The sequence below is a fragment of the Streptomyces sp. NPDC020917 genome (assembly GCF_044333795.1).
In the GTDB taxonomy this organism is placed as follows: domain Bacteria; phylum Actinomycetota; class Actinomycetes; order Streptomycetales; family Streptomycetaceae; genus Actinacidiphila.
Map to the genome: position 1 here is coordinate 157,227 of NZ_JBIRRR010000022.1, position 26,666 is coordinate 183,892.

Below are 26,666 nucleotides of genomic sequence, written 5' to 3' on the forward strand. Positions count from 1 at the left end.
CCTCCCAGGCGCAGCGCTGGGGGACCCCGCGCCCCTGCGGGGCTTGTCCTGCCCCGTGAGGGGCGTTGCCGTCGCACGGCCGGTGCGTGGCTGGTCGCGCTGGGGCACCTCCCAGGCGCAGCGCTGGGGGACCCCGCGCCCCCTGGGGGGCGACCCACACCGTCAGGTGAAGCCGCACCGGGGCGCAGCCCGGAAGAGGCGAACCGCTGCCCGCGGGGGCCGGAAAGGGCGGTGGGAACCCCCAAAGCGGGAGCGGCAACGTACCGTGAAGACATGACGAGCATCGGTGCAAGCGAGATGGTCGACTGGAACCTCGCCGTGGCGACCGCGCAGCGCCTCACCCGGCCGGGGCCGGAGGTCAGCCGTGACGAGGCCCGGCGGATCGTCGCCGAGCTGAGGACGCACGCCCAGGACTCCGAGGCCCACGTCCGCGCGTTCACCCGGATGTACGGGGACGTGGAAGGGGGCGAGCCGCACGGCACCCCCGTGCTGATCGTGGACCGGCCCGGCTGGGTCAAGGCCAACGTCGCCGGCTTCCGCGAGGTCCTCAAGCCGCTGCTCGGCAAGATGCAGGCCCGCCGGCCCGCAGGTCCCGGCGGCGCCGTCCTGGGCACGGTCGGCGGCAAGGTGACCGGCGTCGAGGTCGGCATGTTGCTGAGCTTCCTGTCGTCCCGGGTGCTGGGGCAGTACGAGACCTTCGCGCCGCCGACCCGCGAGATGCCCGCAGGGCCGGTGAAGCCCTCGCCGGGCGCCTCCCGCGCCGGGCGGCTGCTGCTGGTCGCCCCGAACATCGTCCACGTCGAGCGCGAACTCGACGTCGACCCGCACGACTTCCGGCTGTGGGTGTGCCTGCACGAGGAGACCCACCGCACCCAGTTCTCCGCCGTGCCGTGGCTGCGCGACCACATCGAGGGCGAGATCCAGGGATTCCTCGGCGAGACCGACCTCGACGCGTCCACCGTGATCGAGCGGGTCCGCGAGGCCGTCCAGTCCTTCTCCGGCCCCGGCGGCGAGGACGAGCCGTCCGACGACGGCCGCAGCCTGGTCGACCTGGTGCAGACGCCCACCCAGCGGGAGATCCTCGGCCGGATCACCGCCGTGATGTCGCTGCTGGAGGGACACGCCGACTTCGTGATGGACGGCGTCGGCCCGGACGTCGTGCCCTCGGTGGCGGAGATCCGCGAGAAGTTCACCCAGCGCCGGGCGAGCGGCGCGGGCCGCCTGGACCAGGCGCTGCGCCGGCTGCTCGGCCTGGACGCCAAGCTGCGCCAGTACCGCGACGGGGAGCGCTTCGTGCGGGCGGTGGTCGAGGAGACCGGCATGGACGGCTTCAACCGGGTGTGGACCTCGCCGAACACGCTGCCCACCAAGGCGGAGATCGCCAAACCCGCGGACTGGATCGCGCGGGTCCACGGCCGCACCGAGTCGTAGGAGGCGGGGGAGTCCCGGAGGGATGCGGGGGCCGCGAGGGGACCGCAGGGGCCGCTGGGGCCCGCGCCGGCGCGAGTGGCCCGTCCGGGCGGCTCGCGCGGCCGTTCCGGGGCTCCGGGTTCACCCGTCCGAGGGACCGTAGCGGTGGGGTGGCGCGTGCGATGCTCGGGTAATGCTCCGGCTTCTGTCACCATCTGAACACCCTGCGTCATTCCCCTTGCTCACTGCAGCCCCTCACAGCCTCCCCAGGAGGGATCCGGACATGGGACCCCATCCCACGGTCGCGGCGATACGCCTGGCGGTCCGCCGCGTCCTGCACGACATCCTCAGCGCGTCCGACGACCCGCACCCGCTCGTCCTCGCGGCGTGCAGCGGCGGCGCCGACTCCATGGCGCTTGCCGCCGCCCTCGCCTTCGAGGCCCCACGGCTCGGCGTGCGCGCCGGAGCCGTCACCGTCGACCACGGCCTGCAGGCCGGCTCGTCCGTGCGCGCCGCCGAGGTCGCCGACCGGCTGCGCGGTCTCGGCCTGGACCCGGTGGACGCGGTCGGTGTGACCGTGGGCCGCCAGGGCGGCCCCGAGGCCGCCGCGCGCGACGCGCGGTACGCCGCGCTCGACGCCACCGCCGAACGCCGCGGCGCCTCCGCCGTGCTGCTCGGCCACACCCGCGACGACCAGGCAGAAACGGTGCTCCTCGGGCTCGCCCGCGGCTCCGGCACCCGGTCGCTGTCCGGCATGGCGGCGGTCTCCGGCACCGGCGGCCGCTACCGGCGCCCCTTCCTGCTGCTCGACCGCGACACCGTGCGCCAGGGCTGTCTGGCCCAGGGCATCACCGTGTGGGAGGACCCGCACAACCACGATCCCGCCTACACCCGCTCCCGGGTGCGGCACGAGGCGCTGCCCATCCTGGAGAAGTCCCTCGGCAAGGGCGTCGTCGAAGCACTCGCCCGTACCGCCCAGCTGTCCCGCGACGACGCCGACGCGCTCGACCAGTGGGCCGCCGACGCCGAGGCCGACGCGGCGGGAGAGGACGGCAGCCTGGACGTGCGCCGGCTGCACGCGCTGCCCGCGGCCGTCCGCCGCCGGGTGCTGCGCCGCGCCGCGATCGCCGTCGGCTCGCCCCCCGGCTTCCTGTTCGCCCGGCACATCGAGGAGGTGGACCGCCTGGTGACCGGCTGGCACGGCCAGAAGGCGCTGAACCTACCCGGCGGCGTCGCCGTGCGCAGGGCGAATGGCAGACTGTTCTTCTCGCCGTCGTAGAGCCGCAGAGCCGCAGACCTAGGGACGTACCGCGCAGTGAACGAGAACGACATGGGCGCCGACCTCGAAAAGGTGCTCATCTCCAAGTCAGAGATCGACGCGAAGCTGAAGGAGCTGGCCGCCGAGATCGACCGGGACTACGCGGGCAGGGACCTGCTGATCGTGGGCGTGCTCAAGGGCGCCGTCATGGTGATGGCGGACCTGGCCCGCGCCCTCTCCAGCAACGTGACCATGGACTGGATGGCCGTGTCGTCGTACGGCGCCGGCACCAAGTCCTCGGGCGTCGTCCGCATCCTCAAGGACCTGGACACCGACATCGCCGGCCGCGACGTGCTGATCGTCGAGGACATCATCGACTCCGGTCTGACGCTCTCCTGGCTCATCAGCAACCTGGGCTCGCGCGGCCCCGCCTCCCTGGAGGTGTGCACGCTGCTGCGCAAGCCCGAGGCCGCGAAGGTCCGGATCGATGTCAAATACACTGGATTCGACATCCCGAACGAGTTCGTCGTCGGATACGGCCTGGACTACGCGGAGAAGTACCGCAATCTCCCCTTCGTCGGCACTCTGGCACCGCACGTGTACGGCGGCTGACCGGCGGCGGGGAACCCCTGCCGGTTTTCCGCCGTTGGAGCAGGGGAAAGCGGGATTGTTAACGGTCGGCGGCAACCTCGGGTGACAATGCTGGGGTACCGTCCGAAGGTCGGGTCAATACACCGGATGCATGCGGCGCCATCAGGCGTCGGTGCCTCACTGTGGCAGGAGGGACGGGGCGTGATCGCCCCGCATGGATGGACGTGAAGCGCTATTTCCGTGGGCCAGTGATGTGGATCGTGCTGGCTGTCCTCGCCGTGGTCGTGTTGATGCAGGTCGTCGGGTCCGGCGGCGGCTACAAGACGGTGGACACCGGCGCGGTCGTGCACGCGATCGACACCAGCCAGGCCAAATCCGCCGAGCTGACGACCGGGGACGACAACTCGATCAAGGTCCAGCTCAAGGACGGCATCAAGATCGAGGGCAGCAGCAAGGTCCGGGCCAGCTACATCGGCAACCAGGGCTCTGACATCGCCAACCACCTGCAGGACATCGTCAACGGCAAGGTCAAGGGCGTCACCCTGCCTGACAAGTACACGGTCACGCAGTCCAAGCAGAACGCCTTCGTCGGCATCCTGCTGTCGCTGCTGCCGTTCGTGCTGATCGTGGTGGTCTTCCTCTTCCTGATGAACCAGATGCAGGGCGGCGGCTCCCGCGTCATGCAGTTCGGCAAGTCCAAGGCGAAGCTGATCACCAAGGACACGCCGAAGACCACGTTCGCCGACGTCGCGGGCTGCGACGAGGCGGTGGAGGAGCTCCAGGAGATCAAGGAGTTCCTGCAGGAGCCCGCGAAGTTCCAGGCCGTCGGCGCCAAGATCCCCAAGGGTGTGCTGCTCTACGGCCGCCCCGGTACCGGCAAGACCCTGCTCGCGCGGGCCGTGGCCGGCGAGGCGGGCGTGCCGTTCTACTCGATCTCCGGTTCCGACTTCGTCGAGATGTTCGTCGGTGTCGGTGCCTCCCGGGTCCGCGACCTGTTCGAGCAGGCCAAGGCGAACGCCCCGGCGATCGTCTTCGTCGACGAGATCGACGCCGTCGGCCGGCACCGCGGTGCGGGCCTCGGCGGCGGCCACGACGAGCGCGAGCAGACCCTGAACCAGCTGCTCGTCGAGATGGACGGCTTCGACGTGAAGGGCGGCGTGATCCTGATCGCCGCCACCAACCGGCCGGACATCCTCGACCCGGCGCTGCTGCGCCCGGGCCGGTTCGACCGCCAGATCGCGGTGGACCCGCCGGACCTGCAGGGCCGCCTGGAGATCCTCAAGGTGCACCAGAAGGGCAAGCCGATCGCGCCGGACGTCGACCTGATGGCCGTCGCCCGCCGCACCCCCGGCTTCACCGGCGCCGACCTGAGCAACGTGCTCAACGAGGCCGCGCTGCTGACCGCCCGCAGCGACAAGAAGCTGATCGACAACGGCATGCTGGACGAGGCCATCGACCGCGTGGTGGCCGGTCCGCAGAAGCGCACCCGGATCATGTCGGACAAGGAGAAGAAGATCACCGCGTACCACGAGGGCGGACACGCCCTGGTCGCGGCGGCCTCGCCGAGCTCCGACCCGGTCCACAAGGTGACGATCCTGTCCCGCGGCCGCGCCCTGGGTTACACCATGGTGCTGCCCGACGAGGACAAGTACTCCACCACGCGCAACGAGATGCTGGACCAGCTCGCCTACATGATGGGCGGCCGGGCCGCGGAGGAACTGGTCTTCCACGACCCGACCACCGGCGCCTCGAACGACATCGAGAAGGCCACCACCACCGCCCGCGCCATGGTCACGCAGTACGGCATGACCGAGCGGCTCGGCGCGATCAAGTTCGGCTCCGACAACTCCGAGCCGTTCCTGGGCCGTGAGATGGGTCACCAGCGCGACTACTCCGAGGAGGTCGCCGGGCTGGTCGACGAGGAGGTCAAGACCCTCATCGAGACCGCGCACAACGAGGCCTGGGAGATCCTGGTCGAGAACCGGGACGTCCTGGACAACCTGGTGCTGGCGCTGCTGGAGAGGGAGACGCTGAACAAGGAGGAGATCGCCGAGATCTTCGCCCCGGTCGTCAAGCGGCCGGCGCGGCCGGCCTGGACCGGCTCCTCCCGGCGTACCCCCTCCACCCGGCCGCCGGTGCTGTCGCCGAAGGAGCTGGCGCTGACCAACGGCTCCCAGCCCGCCAACGGCAACGGGCCGACGCCGATCTCCACCACCAAGCCGGCCGAGCCGGTGGACCTCCCCGAGGACGGCTCCACCGACGGCTGAGCCGTCAGGAATGCAGGTCGCGGCCCCAGGGTTTGTAACCTTGGGGCCGCGGCCTTTGTCAGGGCGGCCGCACTCAGCAACAGGAACGAGACACCGATGACCGATCCCGTGACCCTGCTCGGTGAGAGCCCGGCCGGCGAGTTCGACGAGAAGCGGGCCGAGGCCGCCATCCGCGAGCTGCTGATCGCCGTGGGCGAGAACCCGGACCGCGAGGGCCTGCGGGAGACCCCGGCGCGGGTGGCCCGGGCCTACCGCGAGATATTCTCCGGGCTGTGGCAGCAGCCGGAGGACGTGCTGACCACCACCTTCGACCTCGGTCACGACGAGATGGTGCTGGTGAAGGACATCGAGGTGATGTCCTCCTGCGAGCACCACCTGGTGCCGTTCGTCGGCGTCGCCCACGTCGGCTACATCCCGTCCACCAGCGGCAAGATCACCGGACTGTCCAAGCTGGCCCGGCTGGTCGACGTGTACGCCCGCCGGCCGCAGGTGCAGGAACGTCTCACCACGCAGATCGCGGACGCCCTGATGCGGATCCTGGAGCCGCGCGGCGTGATCGTGGTCGTGGAGTGCGAGCACATGTGCATGACCATGCGCGGCGTGCGCAAGCCCGGCGCGAAGACCCTGACCTCGGCGGTGCGCGGGCAGCTGCGCCACCCCGCGACGCGCTCCGAGGCGATGAGCCTGATCATCGGCCGCGGCTGATCGCCACCACGGAGGAGGACGGGCGCGGCGCGCTCGCGTCCGGCACCAGGCGCCCGGACAGCCACTGCAGGGCCGGCGGGATCTCCCGCCCCCAGGTGGTGAAGTTGTGGCCGCCGCTCGGCAGGATGATCGACGACAGCTTGGTCGGGCCCTTGACCAGGCCGATGAACCGCAGCGTCGCGTGGTAGTTCTTCTCGCCCTGCCGGCTGCTGGTCACCAGCAGGCTCACCGGCGGCTGGGGCAGGTGCTGCAGCCGCCAGGGCAGGTTGTTCTCCTCGCGGACCCGCGTGCTGCCGCCGAACAGGTCGCCGGTCGTCGCGTCCTTGGGCGCCGCGTAGTCCGCGGACAGGCCGACCGCCGCCGAGTAGGCCTTCGGGTCCTCCATGGCGAGCTTGAGGGCGCAGTAGCCGCCCGTGGAGTCGCCGATGATGCCCCAGCTGGCCGCGCCCGCCCCGACCCGGTAGTGCGCGAGTATGCCGGCCCTCAGGTCCTTGGCGAAGAAGGTCTCGGTCTGCGGCCCGTGCGGGACGTTCATGCACTCGGTGTCCCGCGGCGGCGCCACGGTGGGCCGCAGCATCACCAGGACCATCGGCTGCGCCCGCCCGCCGTGGACCAGGGACGCCTCGATCGACGGGTACTTCATCTTCTTGTAGAGCGCCTCGGCGACCCCCGGGTAGCCGGTGAGCACCACCGCGGCCGGGAACACCCGCTGCGGCTCGCGGAAGTACTCCGGCGGCAGGTAGACGTAGGCCGTCGTGCTGATCTTCGACAGCCCGCCGGCCAGCGCCACCTTCTGGATCTGGCCCCCTATGGTGGGCACCGCGCCGCCGGGGACGTTCACCGCGAGACTGTCCAGCACCCGCAGCTGGCCGCCGGAGCCGCCCGCGGCGTGGTCCACCACCACGCCGGGCGTGGTCTCCTGCCCGAACAGGTCCGCCCACGAGGCGTAGAAGCCGAAGTTGTCGTTCCCCGCCAGGGCGAGCGCCGCGATCAGCGCGAACTGGGTGGTGACCAGCACCCCGACCCGGCCCAGCACCGGCAGCACGCCCTTGCGGGACAGCCGTGGCCACAGCCACACCGTCACTGCGAACAGGGCCACCGCGAGGACGACGGCGAGGAGGAGGACCTTCTTACTCGTGAGACCCATGTCTGCAGGTGTACTTTCCGTCTCGGCCGAACTGCGTCCGCCCCGGAGGGAACCCGCGGGCGCGGCTTCCCGTCCTAGAGGGCGCAAATTATTCGTACTGGCGCAGGTTGCGGGCCATGTCCCGTGATTCCCGGTGATGGTGTGGTTTGGTGACCCATGTCTGTACAGCTAGAGGGCGAAAGCCTGACCCGGGTTCCGTGGGCGGTGTCACATGTCCTCTGAGCGCGTCGACCCCAGGCGCCTCCCCTGGCCCCTGCGTCCCTCCGCGGTGCCGGCGATCATGGGCACCGGAGCGGCCGTCATCGGCCTGCTGGACGTGGTCTCCGCGGTGTTCCCGGCCTTCCGCAACGGCCGGATGCACCACATGGCGGCGTTCTTCCCCGGCACCGTCAGCTCGCTGGCCGCGGCCACCTCGGTGGTCACCGGCATCCTGCTGCTGATGCTGGCTCACGCCCTCAAACGGGGGAAGCAGCGTGCCTGGTGGGCGGCGGCGCTGCTGCTGCCGGTCGGCGCCGCCACCCAGCTGATCTACCGTCACTCCCTGTTCGGCGCGGCGATCTCGCTGGCGCTGCTGACCCTGCTGATCCGCAACCGCGCCGAGTTCACCGCGCTGTCCGACCCGCGCACCCGCTGGCGCGCCGCCGCCAACTTCGTCGGCCTCAGCGCGTTCGCCTTCGCCCTCGGCCTGGTCATCACCAGCGCCCACCCCGCCTCCGAGCGCGGCACGCCGAGCTTCGCCGCGCGCTGCGAGCACGTGATCTACGGCCTGTTCGGCTTCGAGGGCCCGGTGGCGTACACCAGCGACCGGGTCAACGACATCGTCGCCTACTCGCTCGGCGGCCTCGGCCTGCTGATCGCCTGCTCCACCGTCTACCTGCTGCTGCGCCCGGCCCGCCCGGTCGCCGAGCTGAGCGTGGCGGACGAGGAGCGGCTGCGCGCCCTGCTGGTGCGGCACGGCCACCGCGACTCGCTCGGCCACTTCGCGCTGCGCCGCGACAAGTCCGTGGTCTTCTCGCCCAGCGGCAAGGCCGCGGTCTGCTACCGCGTGGTCTCCGGTGTGGCCCTGGCCAGCGGCGACCCGATCGGCGACGTGGAGGCGTGGCCGGGCGCGATCGAGCAGTACCGGGAGCTGGCCCGCGCCCACGCGTGGCTGCCGGCCGTCGTCGGCTGCAGCGAGACCGGCGGCGAGGTGTGGACCCGGGAGACCGGCCTGGACGCGCTGGAGCTGGGCGACGAGGCGATCGTCACCACCTCCGAGTTCACCCTCGAGGGCCGGGCGATGCGCAACGTGCGGCAGATGGTCAAGCGGATCGAGCGCTCGGGCTACGTGTGCCGGGTGCGCCGGGTGCGCGAGCTGACCGAGGACGAGAAGCACCGGGTGCGGCTGGCCGCGGACGCCTGGCGCGGCACCGACACCGAGCGCGGGTTCTCCATGGCGCTGGGCAGGTTCGGGGAGGACGCGGACGGCGACTGCGTGGTGGTCACCGCGCACAAGGAGCGCGAGCCGGGCGCCCCGCACCCCGAGCTGGGCGACCTGCGGGCGGTGCTGCACTTCGTGCCGTGGGGCACCGACGGCATGTCCCTGGAGCTGATGCGCCGGGACCGGTCCGCCGACCCCGGGCTCAACGAGCTGCTGATCGTCGCGGCCCTGCAGCAGGCGCCGGAGCTGGGCATCGCCCGGGTCTCGCTGAACTTCGCGATGTTCCGCTCGGCGCTGGCGCGCGGCGAGCGGATCGGGGCGGGGCCGGTGCTGCGCGGCTGGCGCGGGCTGCTGGTGTTCCTGTCCCGCTGGTTCCAGATCGAGTCGCTGTACAAGTTCAACGCGAAGTTCCAGCCGGAGTGGGTGCCGCGGTTCCTGGTCTTCCCCAACTCCCGGGACCTGCCGCGGATCGGCTTCGCGATCATGCAGGCCGAGGGCTTCGTCACACTCTCCCTGCCGCTGCCCGGCGCGATCCAGCGCTTCCTGCCCGGCCGCGCCAAGCGGCCGGTCTCCCGGCAGCAGTCCGGCTACGCGACCGCCGACGCGACCGCCGACGCGGCCGCCGGCGACGGCGATGACGAGCGCGGCGACGGGCAGGGCCCGCACCAGGCCGATGCGGTCGCCTGAGCGGTGCCCCGCGGGTCCCGGCCCCGCGCTGAACGGGGCCGGACGGGCGCCCGTAGGCTGGGGGCATGAGTAGGTCACAGGCGCGCAGGGGGCCCGCGGGGCTGCCCGCGTGGGACCGCTGCGCGGTCATGGGCGTGGTGAACGTCACACCCGACTCGTTCTCCGACGGCGGGCAGTGGTTCGACCCCGAGCTGGCCGTCAAGCGCGGCCTCGACCTGGTCGCGCAGGGCGCCGACCTGGTGGACGTCGGCGGCGAGTCGACCCGGCCCGGTGCCGCGCGCGTCGACGCCGCCGAGGAACTGCGGCGCGTCGTGCCGGTGGTCCGCGAGCTGGCCGCGGCCGGCGTCGTGGTCAGCGTCGACACGATGCGCGCCACCGTCGCCGAGCAGGCGCTGGCCGCCGGCGCCCGGCTGGTCAACGACGTCAGCGGCGGCCAGGCCGACCCCGGGATGATCCCGGTCGTCGCCGCGGCCGGAGCCCCCTTCGTCGTGATGCACTGGCGCGGCCAGAGCATCGACATGAACAACCGCGCCGTCTACGCCGACGTGCTCGGCGAGGTCCTCGCCGAGCTGCGCACCAGCCTGGACCGGGCGGTCGCCGGGGGAGTGGACCCCGAGCGGATCGTCATCGACCCGGGCCTGGGCTTCGCCAAGGACGCCGACCACGACCTCACGCTGCTCGCCCACCTCGCCGAGCTGCACGCGCTCGGCCGGCCGCTGCTGGTCGCCGCCTCCCGCAAGCGGTTCCTCGGCCGGGTCCTGGCCGCCGGCGCCGGCACCCCGCCGCCGGCCCGCGAGCGTGACGCCGCCACCGCCGCGGTCACCGCCATCGCCGCCCGCGAGGGCGCCTGGGCGGTCCGCGTCCACGAGGTCCACGCGAGCGCGGACGCGGTCCGGGTGGCCCGGGCCATCGAGACCGCGGCGGCGCCGGGCGGGCCGGCCGCGTGACGCCGACCACCGCGGAGGCGCGGGCCGTGGAGGCGGCCAACCAGGCGTTCTACGACGCCGTCGAGACCTCCGACCTGGACGCGCTGGAGGCGATCGTGCTCACCGGCCCGCTCGCCGAGTCGGTCACCGTCGTCCACCCCGGCTGGCCGGTGCTGCGCGGCCGCCGCGAGGTCATGCGCTCCTACGCGCTGATCATGGCCAACACCGAGTACATCCAGTTCTTCCTCACCGACGTGGAGGTGGCCGTCGACGGCGGCACCGCGCTCGTCACCTGCACCGAGAACATCCTCACCGGCGGCCCGGCCGAGGACGACGGCTCCGCGGGCTCGCTGGTCGGCGGCCTGGTGGTGGCCACCAACGTGTTCCGCCGCACCTCGGAGGGCTGGCGGCTGTGGGTCCACCACGGCTCCCCGGTGCTCGCCGACGAGTCCGACGACCCCGAGGCGGCCGGCGACCCGGACGCGTGACGTAGATTCGTTCCCGCCGGGCCCGCACGCAGGGACGGGACCCGTCACAAACTGCACCGACCGGCAGGAGCGAAGTCGTGGATCGAGTCACGTTGCGGGGCCTGAGCGTCCGCGGGCACCACGGGGTGTTCGCGCACGAACGCGAGGACGGCCAGATCTTCGTGATCGACCTCGCACTGGGCCTGGACACCGCCGCCGCGGCCGCGGGGGACGACCTGGAGAAGACCGTGCACTACGGTGTGCTGGCCGAACAGGTCGCGGCGGTCGTCGCCGGCGAACCGGTCAATCTCATCGAGACCCTGGCCCAGCGCATCGCGGACACGTGCCTCGGGCATGACGTGGTCGAGGAGGTCGAGGTGACCGTGCACAAGCCGGACGCTCCGATCACCGTGCCTTTCGACGATGTGACCGTCACCATCACCCGGAGGCGCCCGTGACTCCCCCGAGCCCCGAGTACCCGTCCGAGCAGCAGCCCGCCGACCCCACCGTGCAGCCCGTGCCGGCCGCCGTCACCGCCACCGTCGACGCCGCCGACAGCACCTTGCAGAACCCCAGGACCGCGGTGATCGCGCTGGGCAGCAACCTGGGCAACCGCCTGGAGACCCTGCAGGGCGCGGTCGACGCGCTGGAGGACACCCCCGGCGTGCGGGTCAGGGCCGTCTCGCCGGTCTACGAGACCGACCCCTGGGGCGTCGAGGCCGGCACGCAGTCCGACTACTTCAACGCCGTCGTCCTGGTCCGCACCACCCTGCCCCCGCAGTCCCTGCTGGAACGCGGCCACGCCATCGAGGAGGCGTACCTGCGGGTACGCGCCGAACGCTGGGGTCCGCGCACCATCGACGTGGACATCGTGGCCTACCAGGGCGTGGTCTCCGACGACCCCGTACTGACACTCCCGCATCCCAGGGCGCACGAGCGGGGCTTCGTGCTCGTACCGTGGTACGACGTGGAGCCGGCCGCGGAGCTGCCCGGCCACGGACCGGTCGCCGACCTGCTGGCGGCGGTCGGCCGGGACGGCGTGCGGCTGCGGTCCGACGTGGAACTCCGGCTGCCCGAGTAAGCGTTGGCAGTCACGAGAACCAAGGAACGGTGGAGGCGGGCAACTCGGTGAGGACGCTGCGGATCAGGACGCTTGCGGGACTCTTCTTGGTCGCGGGGGTGATCTCGTGGGCCGTGGCCCGGCTGTGGGACTCCGTGGGCACGCTGCCCGGTGTCCCGGTCGCGGCCCCGATCGTGCTCGCCCTGATCGCGGCGGTCCTGCTCGGCACCGCGCTCAACATCCGGGCGCGGCTGCGGGCCCAGCGGGAGCGCCGGCCCGGCGCCAAGGGCGTCGACCCGCTCGCCGCCGCCCGGGCGGTGGTCTTCGGCCAGGCCAGCGCGCTGGTCGCGTCGCTGGTTGCGGGGCTCTACGGCGGGACGTGCGTCTACCTGCTGATGTACAAGCTCGACATGGTGCCGAGGCAGCAGCAGGCCATCTACGCGGGGCTCGCGGTGCTCGCCGGGATCGCGGTGGTGGCCGCGGCTCTCTTCCTTGAGCGCGTGTGCAAGCTTCCCGAGGACGACGAGGGGAACCCCCCCTCCGGCGGCTCCGCCCACCACCCCCGCCGCCGCACCACCCACTGACCCCCCTCCGCGGGCCGCGTTCCGCCCTGAACGGGCTGGCTTCCGCCCTCCGCGGGCCGCGGTCCGCCCTGAACGTGCGAAGGGCAACCATCAGGGGCGCGGGGTCTCCCAGCGCTGCGCCTGGGAGGTGCCCCCAGCGCGCGCAACCGCCCTCCGGCCGGTGGTCCGGGACGGACCGATCCGCCCCTTCGGGGCGGTGACGACCCGCGGCAGCGTCGTGGTTGAGCGCGCAGTTCCCCGCGCCCCTTTGGGGTACGACCCGCCGTCGTCGAGGCGCGGGAGCGTCGGGGCTGGGTGCGGGGTGCGGGGTGCCCCGTGTCACTGAGGGGGCGTTGCCGGCGTGCGGCCGGTGGAGGGGATGGGGTGCGGTTGACTGCGGGCGGGTGGGCGTGGTTCATTCGCGGCGTGAACGTGTTCACGCTGCGCCTGCACCGGAGGGTCCACCTGGACCTCCTCCGGTACGCGGGCTGCGTGTGTACGGCCGCGCGCTGACGCGCGCCTCAGGCCCACCGTTCGCCCACGACTCCGGGTGGTGACCCGTGTCCGCCGTACCCCGTACACCTTCCTCGTCCCGTACCTCCCGCCGGGGCCCGAGCCCCGCCGACCTGCTCGACTTCGCGCGCCGCGTCGCCGCTGACACCGCGCTCGTCTCCCACCTGCCGCTCGATCCCGAAGGCCGCACCTGGACGCGGCTGGAGGGCCCCGCCGGCGCCGAGGCGTGGCTGATCGGCTGGCCGCCCGGTGCCGAGACCGGCTGGCACGACCACGGCGGCTCGCACGGCGCCTTCGTGACCGCGGCCGGCGAACTGACCGAGCTGTCGCTGTCGGTGCCGCTGCCCAGCGAGGGGTGGCGCTCGCTGGAACTGGCCGACGGCCTCGACCGGGTGCGGGTGCTGCCCGAGGGCCGCGGCCGGGCCTTCGGCCGCAACCACCTGCACCAGGTGGAGAACCGCTCCACCAGCGGGCACGCCGTCTCGGTGCACGCGTACTACCCGCCGCTGCCGCTGATCCGCCGCTACAGCCGCAAGGCGAGCACGCTGCGGCTGGAACTCGTCGAGCGCCCCGAGGAGTGGTGATGGCCGCCCGGTCGGTGGACGAGCACCTGGCCCGGGTCCGCACCCGGCTGGCCCGCCTGACGCCGCGCCAGGCGGCCGACGCCGCCGCGGGGCAGGACGCGCTGCTCGTCGACATCCGGTACCAGGCGCTGCGCGACCGCGACGGCACGGTGCCGGGCGCGGTCGTGGTCGAGCGCAACGAGCTGGAGTGGCGGCTCGACCCGTCCGGCTCGCACCGCCTCGCGCAGGCCACCGGCCACGACCGGCTCGTGGTGGTGTTCTGCAACGAGGGCTACGCCTCGTCGCTCGCCGCCGTCTCGCTGCAGGACCTCGGCCTGCACCGGGCGACGGATCTGGTCGGCGGTTTCCAGGCGTGGCGCGCGGCCGGGCTGCCGGTCGCCGCCCCCACCGGCGAACCGACCGTCCCGACCCCGCACATCGGGACAACGGCCGGAAACGATCTTGAAGAATGATCTTGGTCGAGGGCATGCGGAAGGCATTCGCGCACGCATCGTGGCCGGTCGTGCGCCCTCCGTGTCGAGGAGGGGAATCGGGGGGCCAAACCCCCCGAAAAATGGGGCCCCGGCCCCCCACGGCGCCGCCGCGCACGCTAAATTTCTGGCCATGCCCCGTGGACGCCACCGCCATTCGCAGCCGTTGCACCGGCTGCTGCCGCCGCTGACCGTCGCGTGCTGCTCCGCGGTACTCGCCGCGGCCTCGCTGTTCGACGGTGATACGGCCGTACTGCGGGCCATCGCGGTGGCCACGGCGCTCACCGCGTGCGCCGGCGCGCTGCTCGCCCGCACCTGGGACCGGGCCGCCGGCCGCGAGGTCGCCGAGCTGACCGCGGCCCGCACCCGGGACGAGTGGCGTACCGACGAGCGGATCGCCGAGGTCGAGACCGACCTGGAGGAGTCCCGGGAGATCCGCGGCCGGCTGGAGAAGAAGCTGCGCAGCAAGCGGGCCGAGCTGGCGCGGCTGCGCACCGAGCACGCCGAACTGCTGCGCCGGTACGCCACCGCCGAGTCCGAGCGGGCCCGGGCGCTGGAGGCCCGCCGCAAGCTGCAGACGGAGGGCGCCGCCGCCCAGCAGCCGCTGGCGCTGACCACCGGTTCCTCGCCGGTCGGCCCGGCCGCCTACCTCAAGGCCGCCCAGGCGCTGCGGGACCTGCCGCGCAACGCGGCCCGGCAGCAGGCCCAGCGCACGGTGGAGGAGGCCCGCCGCCGCGAGGCCGCGGCCGTCGTCGACGAGCAGCAGGGCCGGCACGCCACCGGCGCGGCGCCCGCCGCCCTGCCGGTGCGCGAGCACCGCCTGGTGCCGGCCACCGCGGCTGCCGTGCTCCCGTACGCCCAGCGCGGCTCCGCCGCGCAGCCGGCCGCGCACCGCGCCGTCGGCGGCTTCGACTTCTTCGGCACGCAGTCCCGCAGGGCGCTGGAGTCCGGCCCGGCCACCGGGGCGGCCGCGCTGGAGCCCGTCGCCCCGCCGGTCACCGCGTCCGCGGCGGTGGAACCGCGCACCGAGCACGCGCAGGCGCAGGACAACCCCGCGGACGCGGACGTCATCGACCTCACGGCGCACGACGACACCGAGCAGCTGGACATGTCGGAGCTGCGCGCCCAGGTCTGACCGGCGCCGCGCCCTACGCTGAACACCCCGGCGCGGCCACCCGCGTCCCGCCGGGCCGTCCGGCCGGGCGCTACTTGTCGATGTCTCCCACGACGAAGAACATCGACCCGAGGATCGCCACCATGTCGGCCACCAGCGTGCCCGGCAGCAGCACGGTCAGCGCCTGGATGTTGTTGTACGACGCCGAGCGCAGCTTCAGCCGGTAGGGCGTCTTCTCGCCTTTGGAGACCAGGTAGTAGCCGTTGAGGCCGAGCGGGTTCTCGGTCCACGCGTAGGTGTGCCCCTCGGGGGCCTTCAGTACCTTCGGCAGGCGCTGGTTGACCGGGCCCTGCGGGAGTTCCGCGAGCCGGTCCAGGCAGGCGTCCGCGAGGTCCAGCGCGTTGCGGGTCTGCTCCAGCAGCACCTCGAAGCGGGCCAGGCAGTCGCCCTCGGTGCGGGTCACCACCCGCAGCACGTCGCCGAGTTCGCCGTACGCCAGGTACGGCTCGTCGCGCCGCAGGTCGAAGTCCACGCCGGAGGCGCGGGCGATCGGGCCGCTCACGCCGAACGCGTGCACGTCCTGCGGGGACAGCACGCCGACGCCGCGGGTGCGGCCGCGGAAGATCTCGTTGCCGAGCACCAGGTCGTCGAACCGGCCCATGCGCGAGCGCACCCCGGCCACCGCCTGCCGGGCGCGCCCGGTCCAGCCGTTCGGCAGGTCCTCCTTGAGGCCGCCGACCCGGTTGAACATGTAGTGCATCCGGCCGCCGGAGACCTCCTCCATCACGTGCTGCAGCTCCTCGCGCTCGGTGAACGCGTAGAAGATCGGCGTGATCCCGCCCAGTTCCAGCGGGTACGACCCCAGGAACATCAGGTGGTTGAGGACGCGGTTCAGCTCCGCGAGGAGGGTGCGGACCCACACCGCGCGCTCGGGCACCTCCATGCCGAGCATCCGCTCGACGGCGAGCACGACGCCCAACTCGTTGGAGAACGCCGACAGCCAGTCGTGCCGGTTGGCCAGCATGACGATCTGCCGGTAGTCCCGGGCCTCGAAGAGCTTCTCCGCGCCCCGGTGCATGTAGCCCACGACCGGCTCGCAGCTGCGGACCCGTTCCCCGTCCAGCACGATGCGCAGCCGCAGCACGCCGTGGGTGGAGGGGTGCTGGGGGCCGATGTTCAGCACCATGTCGGTGCCCTCGGCGGCCCCGCCGACTCCGATCGTGGTCTCCGTCATGCCCCCATCCTCTCAGCCCCGCGCGCTACGCCGACGGCGGAATCGCTCAGAGCGTGAAGCCTGGCCTGCGGCGGGAGACGGCGGGGACAGTGGGCGCATGGAGCTACTGGTGCTGGGCGGGACGGAGTTCGTGGGGCGGGCGGTCGCCGAGGCGGCGGTGGAGGGCGGATGGCAGGTGACCGTCTTCCACCGCGGCCGGCACCCGGCCCCCGCGGGCGTGAAGGTGCTGACGGGGGACCGGCTGGGGGACCTGGGCGCGCTGGACGGGGGCCGCTGGGACGCGGTGGTCGACACCTGGTCCGCGGAGCCCGGGGCGGTGCGGGCCTCCGCGCGGGCGCTTCTGGGGCGGGTGGGCCGGTACGCGTACGTGTCGAGCCGGTCGGTGTACGCCTGGCCGACGCCCGCCGGGCTGGACGAGAGCGCGCCGGTGGTCGAGGGCGGCGACGGGGACTACGCGGCCGTCAAGCGCGGCGGTGAGCTGGCCGCCGAGGAGGCGTTCGGGGACCGCGCGCTGCTGGTCCGCGCCGGGCTGATCCTCGGGCCGTGGGAGAACGTCGGCCGGCTGCCGTGGTGGCTGCAGCGCCTCGCCCGCGGCGGCGAGGTGCTGGCGCCCGGGCCGCGCGACCTGGCCCTGCAGTACGTCGACGTCCGCGACCTGGCCGCGTGGACACTGGACGCGCTCGCCATGGGACTCGGCGGGCCGTACAACGTGGTCAGCCCGCCCGGGCACACCACGATGGGCGAGCTGCTGGCGGAGTGCGCGGCCGCGACGGGGTCGTCGGCGGTGCTGCGCTGGGCCCCGCCCGAGGTGATCGAGGCGGCCGGCATCGAGCCGTGGACGCAGCTCCCGGTGTGGCTGCCGCCGGGCGAGGACTACGACACGATGCACGGCGGCGACGTCTCCAAGGCGCTCGCGGCGGGCCTGCGCTGCCGCCCGATCGCGGAGACCGTCGCCGACACCTGGACCTGGCTGCGCTCGCTGCCCGGCCCGGCCCCCCAGCGCCCGGACCGTCCCCCGGTGGGCCTGCCCGCCGAGATCGAGGCCCGCGTCCTCGCGGAGCTCGGACCGCGAAGCTCTGACGGCTGAGTTCTGGCCGCGGGCCCCCGCGTGGCACCAGGAGAGCTGCCGCCGGGGCGGCCGCGGAACGCCGCTGCCTGGGTGCCGCCGGGCCCGGGCCCGGGCCCGCCGACGACTCGGCGACGGCCGCCAGATCTCCGCGGCCAGTGCACGGTGCCGTTCTGCTGGGCCCGTTCGGCCGGCGCGCGCAGCCCGGCGAGAGCGGCGTCCCCCGCACCTCGCCGGGGTGCGCCGCCCTGTTCGCGTATCAGCGGGACCCGGGCCGGGATCTACGGCAGGAGCGCGGCGCAGGACGGGCCGACGGGGGTGGTGAGCCAGGTGAAGGCGCCCAGGCCGGAGGGCGCGGTGAGTTCGGCGGCCTCGGAGGCGGACGCCAGGCGGCGGACGTAGCCGGCGGGGTCGGTGGAGGCCAGGGACAGCGGGGGGCGGGTGCCGGACACGCCCAGAGCGTGCAGCGCCTCGCGCTGGGTGCGGGCCGTCCCCGGCAGGGCGTCCATGGCGACGTGGGCGGTGAGGTCGCAGGAGCCGTCCGGCACGGGCTGCACCTGGCGCCCGCCGCGGTAGCCGGTCAGTGTCCCCCCGGCCGGGCGGGCCGCCGCCGTGTGCCCGTAGTCGACGGCCACCGCCAGCCCCGCGCTCAGCGAGCCGACCGCCCGCTCCCAGGCCAGGTCCCGCGGCCGCCCGATCTCCGCGCGGCCGAACTCCGCGCCTCCCGCCGCGACCGGCCACCACGTCCGCAGCCATGCCGCGTCCTGCGCGTCCGGCGCCTCGCCCGGCCGCTCTTCTCCGTCCCGCAGCCGCACCTCCAGCAGGCGGACCTCCCCGGAGGGGGCGCGGACGGCGACGTCGAGCGGCACGTTGTCCAGCCACTCGTTGGCGAACAGCAGGCCCCGCGCCCCGCGCGGCGGCTCCGGCAGCCAGGCGATGCGCGGGTCGAGACCCGCCGGGCGCCCGGCGCGCTCCACCGCGTGCACCCGCACCCGGTCCGCCACGTCCGCGGGCAGCGCCGCCAGCACGCCCGCGGCCAGCTCGCCGCGCCCCGCGCCCATGTCGACGAAGTCCAGCTCGCGCGGGGTGCCCAGCGCCGCGTCGACCCGCCGCAGCAGCTCCGCGACGGCCCCCGCGTACAGCGGCGAGGCGTGCACGGAGGTGCGGAAGTGGTCAGCGGGGGCGTGCCGGACGAAGAAGCCCCCGGGCCCGTACAGCGCGCGCTCCATCGCGGTCCGCCACGGCAGCCACTCCTCGTCCACGGCGCCTACGGTACGTGACCACCGGGGTGTGACTCGTCACAGGGGAACCTTCCTGACCTGCCGGAGCGTCCTGAGACCGAGCGCTCTGACAGCTCGGGCCGGTAGGGTTTCGGCGGCAGGGCAGTACGAGGGAGTGGACAAGCGGATGACGGCCGGAAACGACGGCACCCCGGAGAACGACGACCCGTTCGCGTATCTCTACCGGTCAGAGGGCGGCGAGCAGCCGGACCCGGCCGCGGGTCAGCCACGCCCTCCGTACCAGCCGCGCACCTCGTACAACCAGGTGCAGCGGGTCGGCGAACGGCGCCCGCAGCAGCCCCCGGCGACCGGCGGCTACGGTTACCCGCCGCAGGCGCAGTACGGCAACGGCGCCACCCAGCAGTACCCCCAGCAGCAGTACGGCAACGGGGCGACGCAGCAGTTCCCCGGGCAGCCCGGCCAGCAGCCGCCGTACGGCGGGCGGCCCGGTGAGCCGTCCGGGCCCGGCGGGCGCCGCGCGGGCGGCCAGGGCGGCGACGCCTCGAACCGCAAGGGCCTGCTGATCGCCGCGGTCGCGGTGGTCGCGGCGGTCGCGATCGGCATCGCCTTCGCGATGACCAACAGCTCCGGCGACAAGGGCAACGACGCCAAGTCGCAGAACACCACCCCGCCGGTGGCGACGTCCGCGCCCACCACCGAACCCACCCCTTCGGCCACGCCCTCGGACTTCGACTCCGGCAAGATCGACGCCTCGACGCTGCAGCTGGCCGGCGGGGCCGCCAAGAGCAACCAGTGGCAGGGCGCCAACGCCGCGGGCGGCACGTACGTGGACGGCATGGGCACGGTCGGCGCGACGGTGGTCTGGACGGTCACCGTCCCCGAGGACGGCCCCTACACGTTCTTCGTCAACTACGGGAACGCCGGCGACGACGCCAACCTGGGCCTGACCGTCAACGGCAAGCCGCGCACCGACCTCGTCAACCTGCGGAACTACGGCAACTACACGGACTGGTCCAAGGCGTGGGACAACACCACCTACTCCTGGGTGGATCTGAAGAAGGGCGCCAACACCCTCACGCTCACCTGCGTGCCGGGCAAGAACTGCGGCGTCAACCTCGACCAGGTCTGGCTGAAGCAGGGCCAGGTCAAGAAGTAGCAGCAGGGCCGGGCCACGAAGTAGCCGTAGGGCCAGGCCAAGAAGGAGCGGCCGGTCCGCCGCGGGAGCGGCGGCCTCAGCCGGCCGCCGACACCTTCACCTGCGGCAGCAGCTCCTCGTAGACCCCTCGGTCGTACTCGCCCGCCGCCGGGGCGACCACGGTCGCCGCGGACAGGGCCACCGCCCTGGCCAGCCGCCGCGGCCACGGCAGCCCCTCCACCACGCCGGACAGCAGCCCGGCCACCGCCGAGTCGCCGGCGCCCGTCGGATTGCCCGACAGCCGCCCGGGCGGCAGCGCCTGCCACACGCCCTCCTCGGCGACCGCCAGCATGCCCTCGGCGCCCAGCGAGGCGGCCACCGCCCGCGCCCCGCGCCGCCGGGCGTCCCTGGCCGCCCGCGCGGGCTCCGAGAAGCCGGTGAGGCCGGCCAGCTCGTCCGCGTTCGGCTTGATCAGGTCCGGGCGGGCCGCCAGGCCGCGCCGCAGCGGCTCCCCGCTGGTGTCCAGCAGCACGAACACCCCCGCCGACCGCGCCTCGCGGACCAGGTCGGCGTACGCGCCCACCGGCACGCCCGGCGGCAGGCTGCCGCACAGCGCCACCGCGCCGGCCTCGCCGGAGGCCAGCAGCCCGCGGTAGACGTCCACGAAGGACGACCACTCGGCGGGGCTGACCGTCGGCCCCGGCTCGTTGAACATCGTGGTGTCGCCGGTCGCGGCGTCCACGACGCCCACCGTGCGGCGGGTGGCGCCCGCCGTCGGCACGAGCGCGTCGGTGAGCAGGTCGGCGCGGGTCACGGCGGCCAGACGGCGGCGCAGCTCGTCGCCCGCGGTCCCGCCGGCGAAACCGGTGACGACCGCCCGGTGGCCGAGGTCGGCCAGCACGCGGGCGACGTTGAGTCCCTTGCCGCCGGGGCGCTCCGCGATGTCGAGGACCCGGTGGGTGGTGTGCGGGCGCAGCGACGGGACCCGGTAGGTCACATCGAGCGCGGCGTTCAGCGTGACGGTGATGATCACCACTTGATGATGGCAAAACAACGGCGGCCAGCCCAGACCGGGCCGACCGCCTTTACCCACACGTTTCCCGCCGGTTCCGCGCGAGGTGCCGGGGTGTTCCCTGTGCCCCGTTATGGGCGCCGGGACCGGCCGCCCGCCGGGATCCGGCGGCGACTGCCCACCCCGCCCGGCCGGATCCGGCGGCCGCTCCTCACACCGGCTCGACGACCCACTCGCCCTTGCGCATCACGCCCACCAGGTCGTACGCCGCGTCCAGGACCACCAGGTCGGCGTCCTTGCCGGGCTCCAGGGAGCCGATGCGGTCCGACAGGCCCAACAGGCGGGCCGGGTTGACGGAGATCGCCTGCACCGCGTCGGCCAGCGCCAGGCCGTCCACGGTGACGGCCCGCTTGAACGCGGTGTCCAGAGTGAGGGTGGAGCCGGCGATCGAGCCGCCCTCCACCAGCCGGGCCACGCCCTCGCGCACCTCGACCTTCATCGGGCCCAGGTCGTACATGCCGTCGCCGAAGCCCGCCGCGTCCATCGCGTCGGTGATGAACGCGACCCGCTCCGCGCCCGCGCTGCCGAAGGCGAGTTCGAGGACCGCGGGGTGCAGGTGGGTGCCGTCGTTGATCAGCTCGACGGTGACCCGCTCGTCCTCCAGCAGCGCCGCGATCGGGCCCGGCTCGCGGTGATGCAGCGGCGGCATCGCGTTGAACAGGTGGGTGGCGACGGTCGCGCCCGCGTCGATGGCCTCGCGGGTCTGGTCGTAGCCGGCGTCGGTGTGGCCGATGGCGGCGATCACGCCGAGTTCGGCCAGCAGCCGCACCGACTCGATGCCGCCGGGCAGTTCGGCGGCGAGGGTGACCATGCGGACCGCGCCGCGCCCCGCCTCGACGAGCTTGCGCACGTCGGCCGGGTCGGGGTGGCGCAGCAGGCCCTCGTCGTGCGCGCCCTTGCGGCACGGCGAGATGAACGGGCCCTCGTAGTGGATGCCGGCCAGGTCGCCCTGCTCGACCAGTTCGGCCAGCAGGCCCGCCTGGCGGGCGAGGGCGTCCAGGTTCTCGGTGACCGTGGAGGCCACCACCGTGGTGGTGCCGTGGGCGCGGTGGGTGCGCACGCCGGTGAGGATGTCCTCGGCGGTCCCGGAGGTGAAGGACGCGCCGCCGCCGCCGTGGTTGTGGATGTCCACGAAGCCGGGGACGACCGTGTACCCGCGGCCCGACAGGTCGACGGTGGTCACATCGGAGGTGCCGGCGGCACCGGCCGGCGGCTCGGCCGCGAACCGGGTGCCCTCGACGGTGAGCCGGCCCCCGTCCACCACGCCGGACGGCAGGACCACGCGGGCACCGGTGAGCACCGTGCGGTGCGTTGTCGTTACGGGGGCCATCAGGCGGTTACCTCCACGGAGAGCAGATCCCAGGCGAGCAGGCCCGCACCCAGGCATCCGGCGGTGTCCCCGAGAGCGGCGGGGACGATCAGGGGCTTCTTCTGGAACGTGACGCGGGCGTCGACGGCCGCGCGCAGCGGTCCGAAGAGCGTGTCCCCCGCTTCGGCGAGACCGCCGCCGATGATGAGCACCCGGGGGTCCAGCAGGGTGAGTCCGGTCATCAGGCCGTCGGCGAGCGCGTCGACCGCGTCCTGCCACACGGCGAGCGCCGCCGGGTCGCCGGCCTCCACCGCCCGCGCGCACGCGGCCGCGTCGGCGTCCGGGTCGCCGCTGGCGGCGGCCCAGGCGCGGGAGACCGCGCCGGCCGAGGAGAGCGTCTCCAGGCAGCCGCGCTGGCCGCAGTTGCACTGCGGGCCGCCTGGGCGGACCACGATGTGGCCGATCTCGCCGGCGTAGCCGTGCGCGCCGGCCTCGATCCGGCCGTCGATGCCGATGGCGCCGGCGATGCCGGTGCCCAGCGGCAGGAACAGGAAGCGGTCCGCGCCGTTGCCCGCGCCGATCCGGCCCTCGGCCAGGCCCCCGGCGCGCACGTCGTGGCCCAGGGCCACCGGGACGCCGCCCAGCCGCTCGGACAGCAGGTCGCGCAGCGGCAGGTCCTTCCAGCCGAGGTTGGCGGAGTACACCGCCACGCCGTTGGCGTCGTCGACGATGCCGGGCACGGCGACGCCGGCCGCCGCGGCCGGCTCCCCGTAGTCCCTCTCTCCGAGGTCGCGCAGTGCGGTCGCGAAGTCGAGGATCGCGGCGACGACCGCGTCAGGACCGCGCTCCCGGCCGGTGGGGCGGCGGGCCTGGTGCAGCAGGGTGCCGTCCGCGGCGACCAGGGCGGCCTTCATCCCGGTGCCGCCGACATCGAGGGCGATGACATGTCTCACGGGGGACAGTCTCGCGTCTCACCCCCAGAAAGGTCTAGTCCACTCGGCCGGGAAGATCGAGCGAATCCCCGGGGGCGCCGGGCAGCGGGCCCCTCGGGGGCCCCGCTGCCGAAGCGATATCACGCATGGTGTAGACGTTGGCTCAAGGTGTGGGGAAGACTCGACGCTTCCGTAGGCGGACGCGTAACGCAGGACGCCCGTAATCAAAGGCGGTAGGAACGGTGCAGCGGCGACGACTTCTCGGACTGGCGGCGGCGGGCGTGGCGTCCGCGCTGGCGGCGACCACGCTGAGCGCGTGCGGGGGCAGCGGCCCTCTGAGCTCGAACGTCACCCTGCACATGGTCGTGGCCGACTACGGCGACCCCAAGACCCACAACAGCTCCAGCAAGTACTGGAACGACGTCGTCGCCGCCTTCGAGAAGAACAACTCGAAGATCAAGGTCGACGTGCAGGTGCTCAGCTGGGACGTCGTCGACGACAAGGTCGCCGCGATGGTCAAGTCCGGCCACGCCCCCGACATCGCGCAGATCGGCTCCTACGCCTCCTACGCCGCCGCGAACCAGCTGTACAGCGCGGACGAGCTGTTCACGGTCAGCCAGCAGGCGGACTTCCTGCCCGCGCTGGCCGACGCCGGCTCGGTCAACCGCACCCAGTACGGCATACCGTGGGTGTCCAGCTCCCGGATGTTCTTCTACAACAAGAAGCTCTTCGACGACGCCGGGATCGCCAAGGCGCCCAAGTCCTGGGCCGACGTCGAGAAGGACGCGAAGCTGCTGAAGGCCGACGGCGTCAAGGTCCCCTACGGCCTGCCGCTGGGCACCGAGGAGGCCCAGGCCGAGGCGCTGATGTGGATGCTGGGCAACGAGGGCGGCTACACCGACACCGTCGGCAGCTACACCTTCGACTCCTCCGCGAACATCGACGCCTTCAGCTGGCTCAAGACCCATCTGGTCCAGCCCGGCCTGGTGCAGCCCACCGACCCGGCCAAGACCAACCGCCGCGACGTCTTCGACGCGTTCCTGTCCGGCAAGGCCGGCATGATCATGGGCCACCCGACGCTGCTCGCGCAGGCCAAGGCCGCGCACATCGACGTCGGCGTGGCGCCGGTGCCCGGCAGGCAGGGCCCCTCCACCGACACCCTCGGCGTCGCCGACTGGATGATGGCCTTCAAGCAGAACGGCAACAAGGCCGCGGCCGGCAAGTTCCTCCAGTTCGTGTACCAGGAGAAGAACGCGGTCAAGTTCCTCGACGAGTACGGGCTGCTGCCGGTGACCACCTCCGCGCTCACCACGATGGAGGGCAGCCCCAAGTACGCCGACCTGGCCCAGTTCCTGAACCTGCTGCCGGAGGCGATCTTCTACCCCGTCAACAAGACGTCCTGGGGTCCGGTCAGCGACGATGTGAAGAAGACCATCGGCCAGGCGGTCCACGGCGATCCCAAGACGGTGCTGTCCAAGCTGCAGGTCGAGGCCGAGGCGCGGGACAACACGCAGAAGTCGTAGCGGCGCGGGGAGCGCCGGGAGCAGGGCCGGACGGACCCCGGCCCTGGAGGTGACGGGCATGAACGGCACGGGCGACGCGACGAGCGGGCCGCACGGCGACGGCGGCGGGCCCGGTGAGCTGTCGGAACGCGACCGCGCGGTGCTGGACATCGCCGGACGCACCTGGCCCGGCCCCGGCCCGCGCGAGCGGGCGATACGCGAACGCCTCGACATCTCGCCGACCGCGTACTTCCAGCTGCTCAACGCCTTGCTGGACGACCCGCGCGCACTGGCCCACGCCCCGGTGACCGTCAACCGCCTGCGCGCCGAGCGGGAGCGGCACCGGGCCGGCCGCTGACGGCAGCCGGCGGCGGGAAGCGGCGGCACGCCGCCGTGCGCCCGTACGCCGGGCATGCGCCCGCCCGCCGCGGGTAGGGTCGGCTGCATGGCCTCCGCCGACCTTCCCACCCCCCGCACGCCCGAGGGCAGGGACGGCCTCGCCGCCCTGCTGGCCCGCCCCGAACGCGCCGTCGTGGCGCTGGACTTCGACGGCACGCTGGCGCCGATCGTCCCCGACCCCGACCAGGCCCGCGCCCATCCCGGCGCCGCGCCCGCACTCGCCCGGCTCGCCCCGCACCTGGCCTCCGTCGCCGTGGTCACCGGCCGCCCGGCCGGCGTGGCGGTCCGCTACGGCGGCTTCGCCGGGGTGCCCGGCCTGGAGCACCTGGTGGTCCTCGGCCACTACGGCGCCGAACGCTGGGACGCGCTCAGCGGCGAGGTCCACACCCCCGGCGCCCACCCGGGCGTCACCGCGGTGCGCGCCGAACTGCCCGGCTACCTCGACCGCATCGGCGCCTGGTCCGGGACCTGGATCGAGGACAAGGGCGGCCGCGCGGTGGCCGTCCACACCCGCCGCACCGAGGACCCCGACGCCGCCTTCGCGGCGCTGCGCGGCCCGCTGCACGAACTCGCCGAGACCCACGGCCTGATGGTCGAACCCGGCCGCTACGTCCTGGAGTTGCGGCCCCCCGGCATGGACAAGGGAGTGGCGCTCGCCGCGTACCTGCGCGAGGTCGACGCCGGCTGCGTGCTGTACGGCGGCGACGACCTGGGCGACCTGGCGGCCTTCGCGGCCGTCGACGACCTGCGCAAGAACGGCATGCCCGGCCTGCTGGTGGCCAGCGCGGGCAGCGCCGACTCCCCGCCCGAGGTGGCCGAGCAGGCGGACCTGGCCGTGCCGGGCCCCGACGGCGTGGTGGCGCTGCTGGAGGCACTGGCCGACGCGCTGGACTGACCCGCCCGCGGGCGCGTCCAGCCTGCCGTCCGGCACCCGCCGGACGGCGGAACGGCAGGCGAACTGCCCGCGTCGGGGCGGGTGTCGGGCGTGCCCGCGCACTGTTGCCCGGCGGTGACAGATTCCCGATCACGCGGTCACCGACCTCCTGTGATGATCGGTGTAACGCGCGCTGTCGTGAAATCGGTCAGCGGACGCAGGCAGGCGGCGCGCGGGCACCACGTCGTGCTTCCGGGGGTTCACCATGTCCGTTCAGTCGGCCCAGCCCGTTCCATCCGTCCCGCCCGTCGAACCGGTGCGGCCCGCGCGGCCCGTCCGCCGGCGCACCCTCACCCTCGCCGCGGCCGTCGCGGCCGTCGCGATGACCGGTGCCCTGCTGGCGCCCGCCGCCCACGCGGCGCCCGGCGACGGGAGGCTCACCGTCCTGACCGGACCGTCCGGGGCCACCTCCATGTCGATCGTCGCCCTGGACGGCACGCCGCGCTACGACCCGAACCCCGCGGACACCGCGACCCCGCCGCCCGCCAACGCGCCAGCTGAACGTGATCGGTGCGGGTAGCTCGAAAAGTGGACGTCCTGGCCCTTTTTTGCCGGCCTCTCGCCGCCGGGCCCTTAGACCCGGTGTCTGCCGGTCGATCGTGCTCGCTCGCTGCGCTCACTGCGCGCGTTCTCTCTCTAGACACCGGCGGGCCCTTTGGC

General features: G+C 73.6%; 26 protein-coding genes. 20 read left to right on the forward strand and 6 right to left on the reverse strand.

Features of this window, described 5'->3' with window-relative positions; translation table 11 throughout:
* Positions 1-273: 273 nt before the first annotated feature.
* From ACH4TG_RS34135 to folE, 5 genes are all read left to right on the forward strand, one after another.
* Positions 274-1,431: a zinc-dependent metalloprotease gene (locus ACH4TG_RS34135; protein WP_398246523.1), complete on the forward strand. Its 1,158-nt coding sequence runs from the start codon at positions 274-276 to the stop codon at positions 1,429-1,431.
* 262 nt (positions 1,432-1,693) lie between these two features.
* Positions 1,694-2,689 carry a tRNA lysidine(34) synthetase TilS gene (gene tilS, locus ACH4TG_RS34140; RefSeq protein WP_398246524.1) on the forward strand — a complete coding sequence of 332 codons (996 nt, stop codon included), beginning with the start codon at positions 1,694-1,696 and terminating at the stop codon, positions 2,687-2,689.
* 36 nt (positions 2,690-2,725) lie between these two features.
* Positions 2,726-3,280 (forward strand): hypoxanthine phosphoribosyltransferase, encoded by a 555-nt coding sequence (gene hpt, locus ACH4TG_RS34145; protein WP_398246525.1) that lies wholly within the window; start codon positions 2,726-2,728, stop codon positions 3,278-3,280.
* Between the two features lie 197 nt (positions 3,281-3,477).
* On the forward strand, positions 3,478-5,526 hold the full coding sequence (gene ftsH, locus ACH4TG_RS34150; protein WP_398246526.1) for an ATP-dependent zinc metalloprotease FtsH: 2,049 nt from the start codon (positions 3,478-3,480) through the stop codon (positions 5,524-5,526).
* Between the two features lie 96 nt (positions 5,527-5,622).
* Positions 5,623-6,231 (forward strand): GTP cyclohydrolase I FolE, encoded by a 609-nt coding sequence (folE, locus tag ACH4TG_RS34155; RefSeq protein WP_398246527.1) that lies wholly within the window; start codon positions 5,623-5,625, stop codon positions 6,229-6,231.
* Here folE and ACH4TG_RS34160 read toward each other — a convergent pair.
* Entirely contained in the window at positions 6,215-7,378 is a 1,164-nt protein-coding gene (locus ACH4TG_RS34160; protein WP_398246528.1) for an alpha/beta hydrolase, read from the reverse strand. The two genes, folE and ACH4TG_RS34160, sit on opposite strands and share 17 nt — an antisense overlap.
* A 211-nt stretch (positions 7,379-7,589) precedes the next feature.
* On the opposite strand from ACH4TG_RS34160, the gene ACH4TG_RS34165 reads away from it, so the two are divergent.
* The 9 genes from ACH4TG_RS34165 (at position 7,590) to ACH4TG_RS34205 (ending at position 15,203) form a co-directional block, all read left to right on the forward strand.
* Entirely contained in the window at positions 7,590-9,485 is a 1,896-nt protein-coding gene (locus ACH4TG_RS34165) for a phosphatidylglycerol lysyltransferase domain-containing protein (protein WP_398246529.1), read from the forward strand.
* 65 nt (positions 9,486-9,550) lie between these two features.
* Positions 9,551-10,432 (forward strand): dihydropteroate synthase, encoded by an 882-nt coding sequence (gene folP, locus ACH4TG_RS34170; protein WP_398246530.1) that lies wholly within the window; start codon positions 9,551-9,553, stop codon positions 10,430-10,432.
* A complete protein-coding gene (locus ACH4TG_RS34175; RefSeq protein WP_398246531.1) occupies positions 10,429-10,899 on the forward strand; it encodes a nuclear transport factor 2 family protein in 471 nt (156 codons plus the stop codon). The genes folP and ACH4TG_RS34175 overlap by 4 nt, the downstream gene beginning before the upstream one ends.
* Before the next feature lie 77 nt (positions 10,900-10,976).
* On the forward strand, positions 10,977-11,336 hold the full coding sequence (gene folB, locus ACH4TG_RS34180; protein ID WP_398246532.1) for a dihydroneopterin aldolase: 360 nt from the start codon (positions 10,977-10,979) through the stop codon (positions 11,334-11,336).
* A complete protein-coding gene (gene folK / locus ACH4TG_RS34185; RefSeq protein ID WP_398246533.1) occupies positions 11,333-11,959 on the forward strand; it encodes a 2-amino-4-hydroxy-6-hydroxymethyldihydropteridine diphosphokinase in 627 nt (208 codons plus the stop codon). The genes folB and folK overlap by 4 nt, the downstream gene beginning before the upstream one ends.
* A gap of 47 nt (positions 11,960-12,006) precedes the next feature.
* The gene (locus ACH4TG_RS34190) at positions 12,007-12,522 is read left to right on the forward strand and encodes a DUF3180 domain-containing protein (RefSeq protein WP_398246552.1); all 516 of its coding nucleotides are present in this window, start codon (positions 12,007-12,009) and stop codon (positions 12,520-12,522) included.
* A 539-nt stretch (positions 12,523-13,061) separates the two neighbouring features.
* Complete coding sequence (locus tag ACH4TG_RS34195) at positions 13,062-13,598, forward strand: cysteine dioxygenase (protein WP_398246534.1); 537 nt, start codon at positions 13,062-13,064, stop codon at positions 13,596-13,598.
* Positions 13,598-14,050: a rhodanese-like domain-containing protein gene (locus ACH4TG_RS34200; protein WP_398246535.1), complete on the forward strand. Its 453-nt coding sequence runs from the start codon at positions 13,598-13,600 to the stop codon at positions 14,048-14,050. The genes ACH4TG_RS34195 and ACH4TG_RS34200 overlap by 1 nt, the downstream gene beginning before the upstream one ends.
* A gap of 151 nt (positions 14,051-14,201) precedes the next feature.
* Entirely contained in the window at positions 14,202-15,203 is a 1,002-nt protein-coding gene (locus tag ACH4TG_RS34205; protein ID WP_398246536.1) for a hypothetical protein, read from the forward strand.
* Positions 15,204-15,273: 70 nt separating this feature from the next.
* Here ACH4TG_RS34205 and ACH4TG_RS34210 read toward each other — a convergent pair whose 3' ends face one another.
* Entirely contained in the window at positions 15,274-16,416 is a 1,143-nt protein-coding gene (locus ACH4TG_RS34210) for an NADH-quinone oxidoreductase subunit D (protein ID WP_398246537.1), read from the reverse strand.
* A gap of 97 nt (positions 16,417-16,513) precedes the next feature.
* Here ACH4TG_RS34210 and ACH4TG_RS34215 point away from each other — a divergent pair, with 97 nt between their 5' ends.
* Entirely contained in the window at positions 16,514-17,503 is a 990-nt protein-coding gene (locus ACH4TG_RS34215) for an NAD-dependent epimerase/dehydratase family protein (RefSeq protein WP_398246538.1), read from the forward strand.
* A 260-nt stretch (positions 17,504-17,763) separates the two neighbouring features.
* Here ACH4TG_RS34215 and ACH4TG_RS34220 read toward each other — a convergent pair whose 3' ends face one another.
* Entirely contained in the window at positions 17,764-18,711 is a 948-nt protein-coding gene (locus tag ACH4TG_RS34220) for an SAM-dependent methyltransferase (protein ID WP_398246553.1), read from the reverse strand.
* 178 nt (positions 18,712-18,889) lie between these two features.
* Here ACH4TG_RS34220 and ACH4TG_RS34225 point away from each other — a divergent pair, with 178 nt between their 5' ends.
* Positions 18,890-19,879, forward strand: a complete 990-nt coding sequence (locus ACH4TG_RS34225; protein ID WP_398246539.1) for a carbohydrate-binding protein — start codon at positions 18,890-18,892, stop codon at positions 19,877-19,879.
* Between the two features lie 76 nt (positions 19,880-19,955).
* Here ACH4TG_RS34225 and ACH4TG_RS34230 read toward each other — a convergent pair whose 3' ends face one another.
* The 3 genes from ACH4TG_RS34230 to ACH4TG_RS34240 form a co-directional block, all read right to left on the reverse strand.
* Positions 19,956-20,891, reverse strand: coding sequence for a 1-phosphofructokinase family hexose kinase (locus ACH4TG_RS34230; protein WP_398246540.1), 936 nt, complete (start codon positions 20,889-20,891; stop codon positions 19,956-19,958).
* 190 nt (positions 20,892-21,081) lie between these two features.
* Complete coding sequence (gene nagA, locus ACH4TG_RS34235) at positions 21,082-22,260, reverse strand: N-acetylglucosamine-6-phosphate deacetylase (protein WP_398246541.1); 1,179 nt, start codon at positions 22,258-22,260, stop codon at positions 21,082-21,084.
* Positions 22,260-23,192 carry an ROK family protein gene (locus ACH4TG_RS34240; RefSeq protein WP_398246542.1) on the reverse strand — a complete coding sequence of 311 codons (933 nt, stop codon included), beginning with the start codon at positions 23,190-23,192 and terminating at the stop codon, positions 22,260-22,262. The genes nagA and ACH4TG_RS34240 overlap by 1 nt, the downstream gene beginning before the upstream one ends.
* Before the next feature lie 221 nt (positions 23,193-23,413).
* Here ACH4TG_RS34240 and ACH4TG_RS34245 point away from each other — a divergent pair, with 221 nt between their 5' ends.
* The 4 genes from ACH4TG_RS34245 to ACH4TG_RS34260 all read left to right on the forward strand — a co-directional run bounded on the left by ACH4TG_RS34245 (position 23,414) and on the right by ACH4TG_RS34260 (position 26,526).
* Complete coding sequence (locus tag ACH4TG_RS34245; protein ID WP_398246543.1) at positions 23,414-24,694, forward strand: extracellular solute-binding protein; 1,281 nt, start codon at positions 23,414-23,416, stop codon at positions 24,692-24,694.
* A gap of 58 nt (positions 24,695-24,752) precedes the next feature.
* The gene (locus ACH4TG_RS34250; protein ID WP_398246544.1) at positions 24,753-25,031 is read left to right on the forward strand and encodes a DUF3263 domain-containing protein; all 279 of its coding nucleotides are present in this window, start codon (positions 24,753-24,755) and stop codon (positions 25,029-25,031) included.
* Between the two features lie 87 nt (positions 25,032-25,118).
* The gene (otsB, locus tag ACH4TG_RS34255; protein WP_398246545.1) at positions 25,119-25,967 is read left to right on the forward strand and encodes a trehalose-phosphatase; all 849 of its coding nucleotides are present in this window, start codon (positions 25,119-25,121) and stop codon (positions 25,965-25,967) included.
* 244 nt (positions 25,968-26,211) lie between these two features.
* Positions 26,212-26,526: a hypothetical protein gene (locus ACH4TG_RS34260; RefSeq protein WP_398246546.1), complete on the forward strand. Its 315-nt coding sequence runs from the start codon at positions 26,212-26,214 to the stop codon at positions 26,524-26,526.
* Positions 26,527-26,666: the final 140 nt, after the last annotated feature.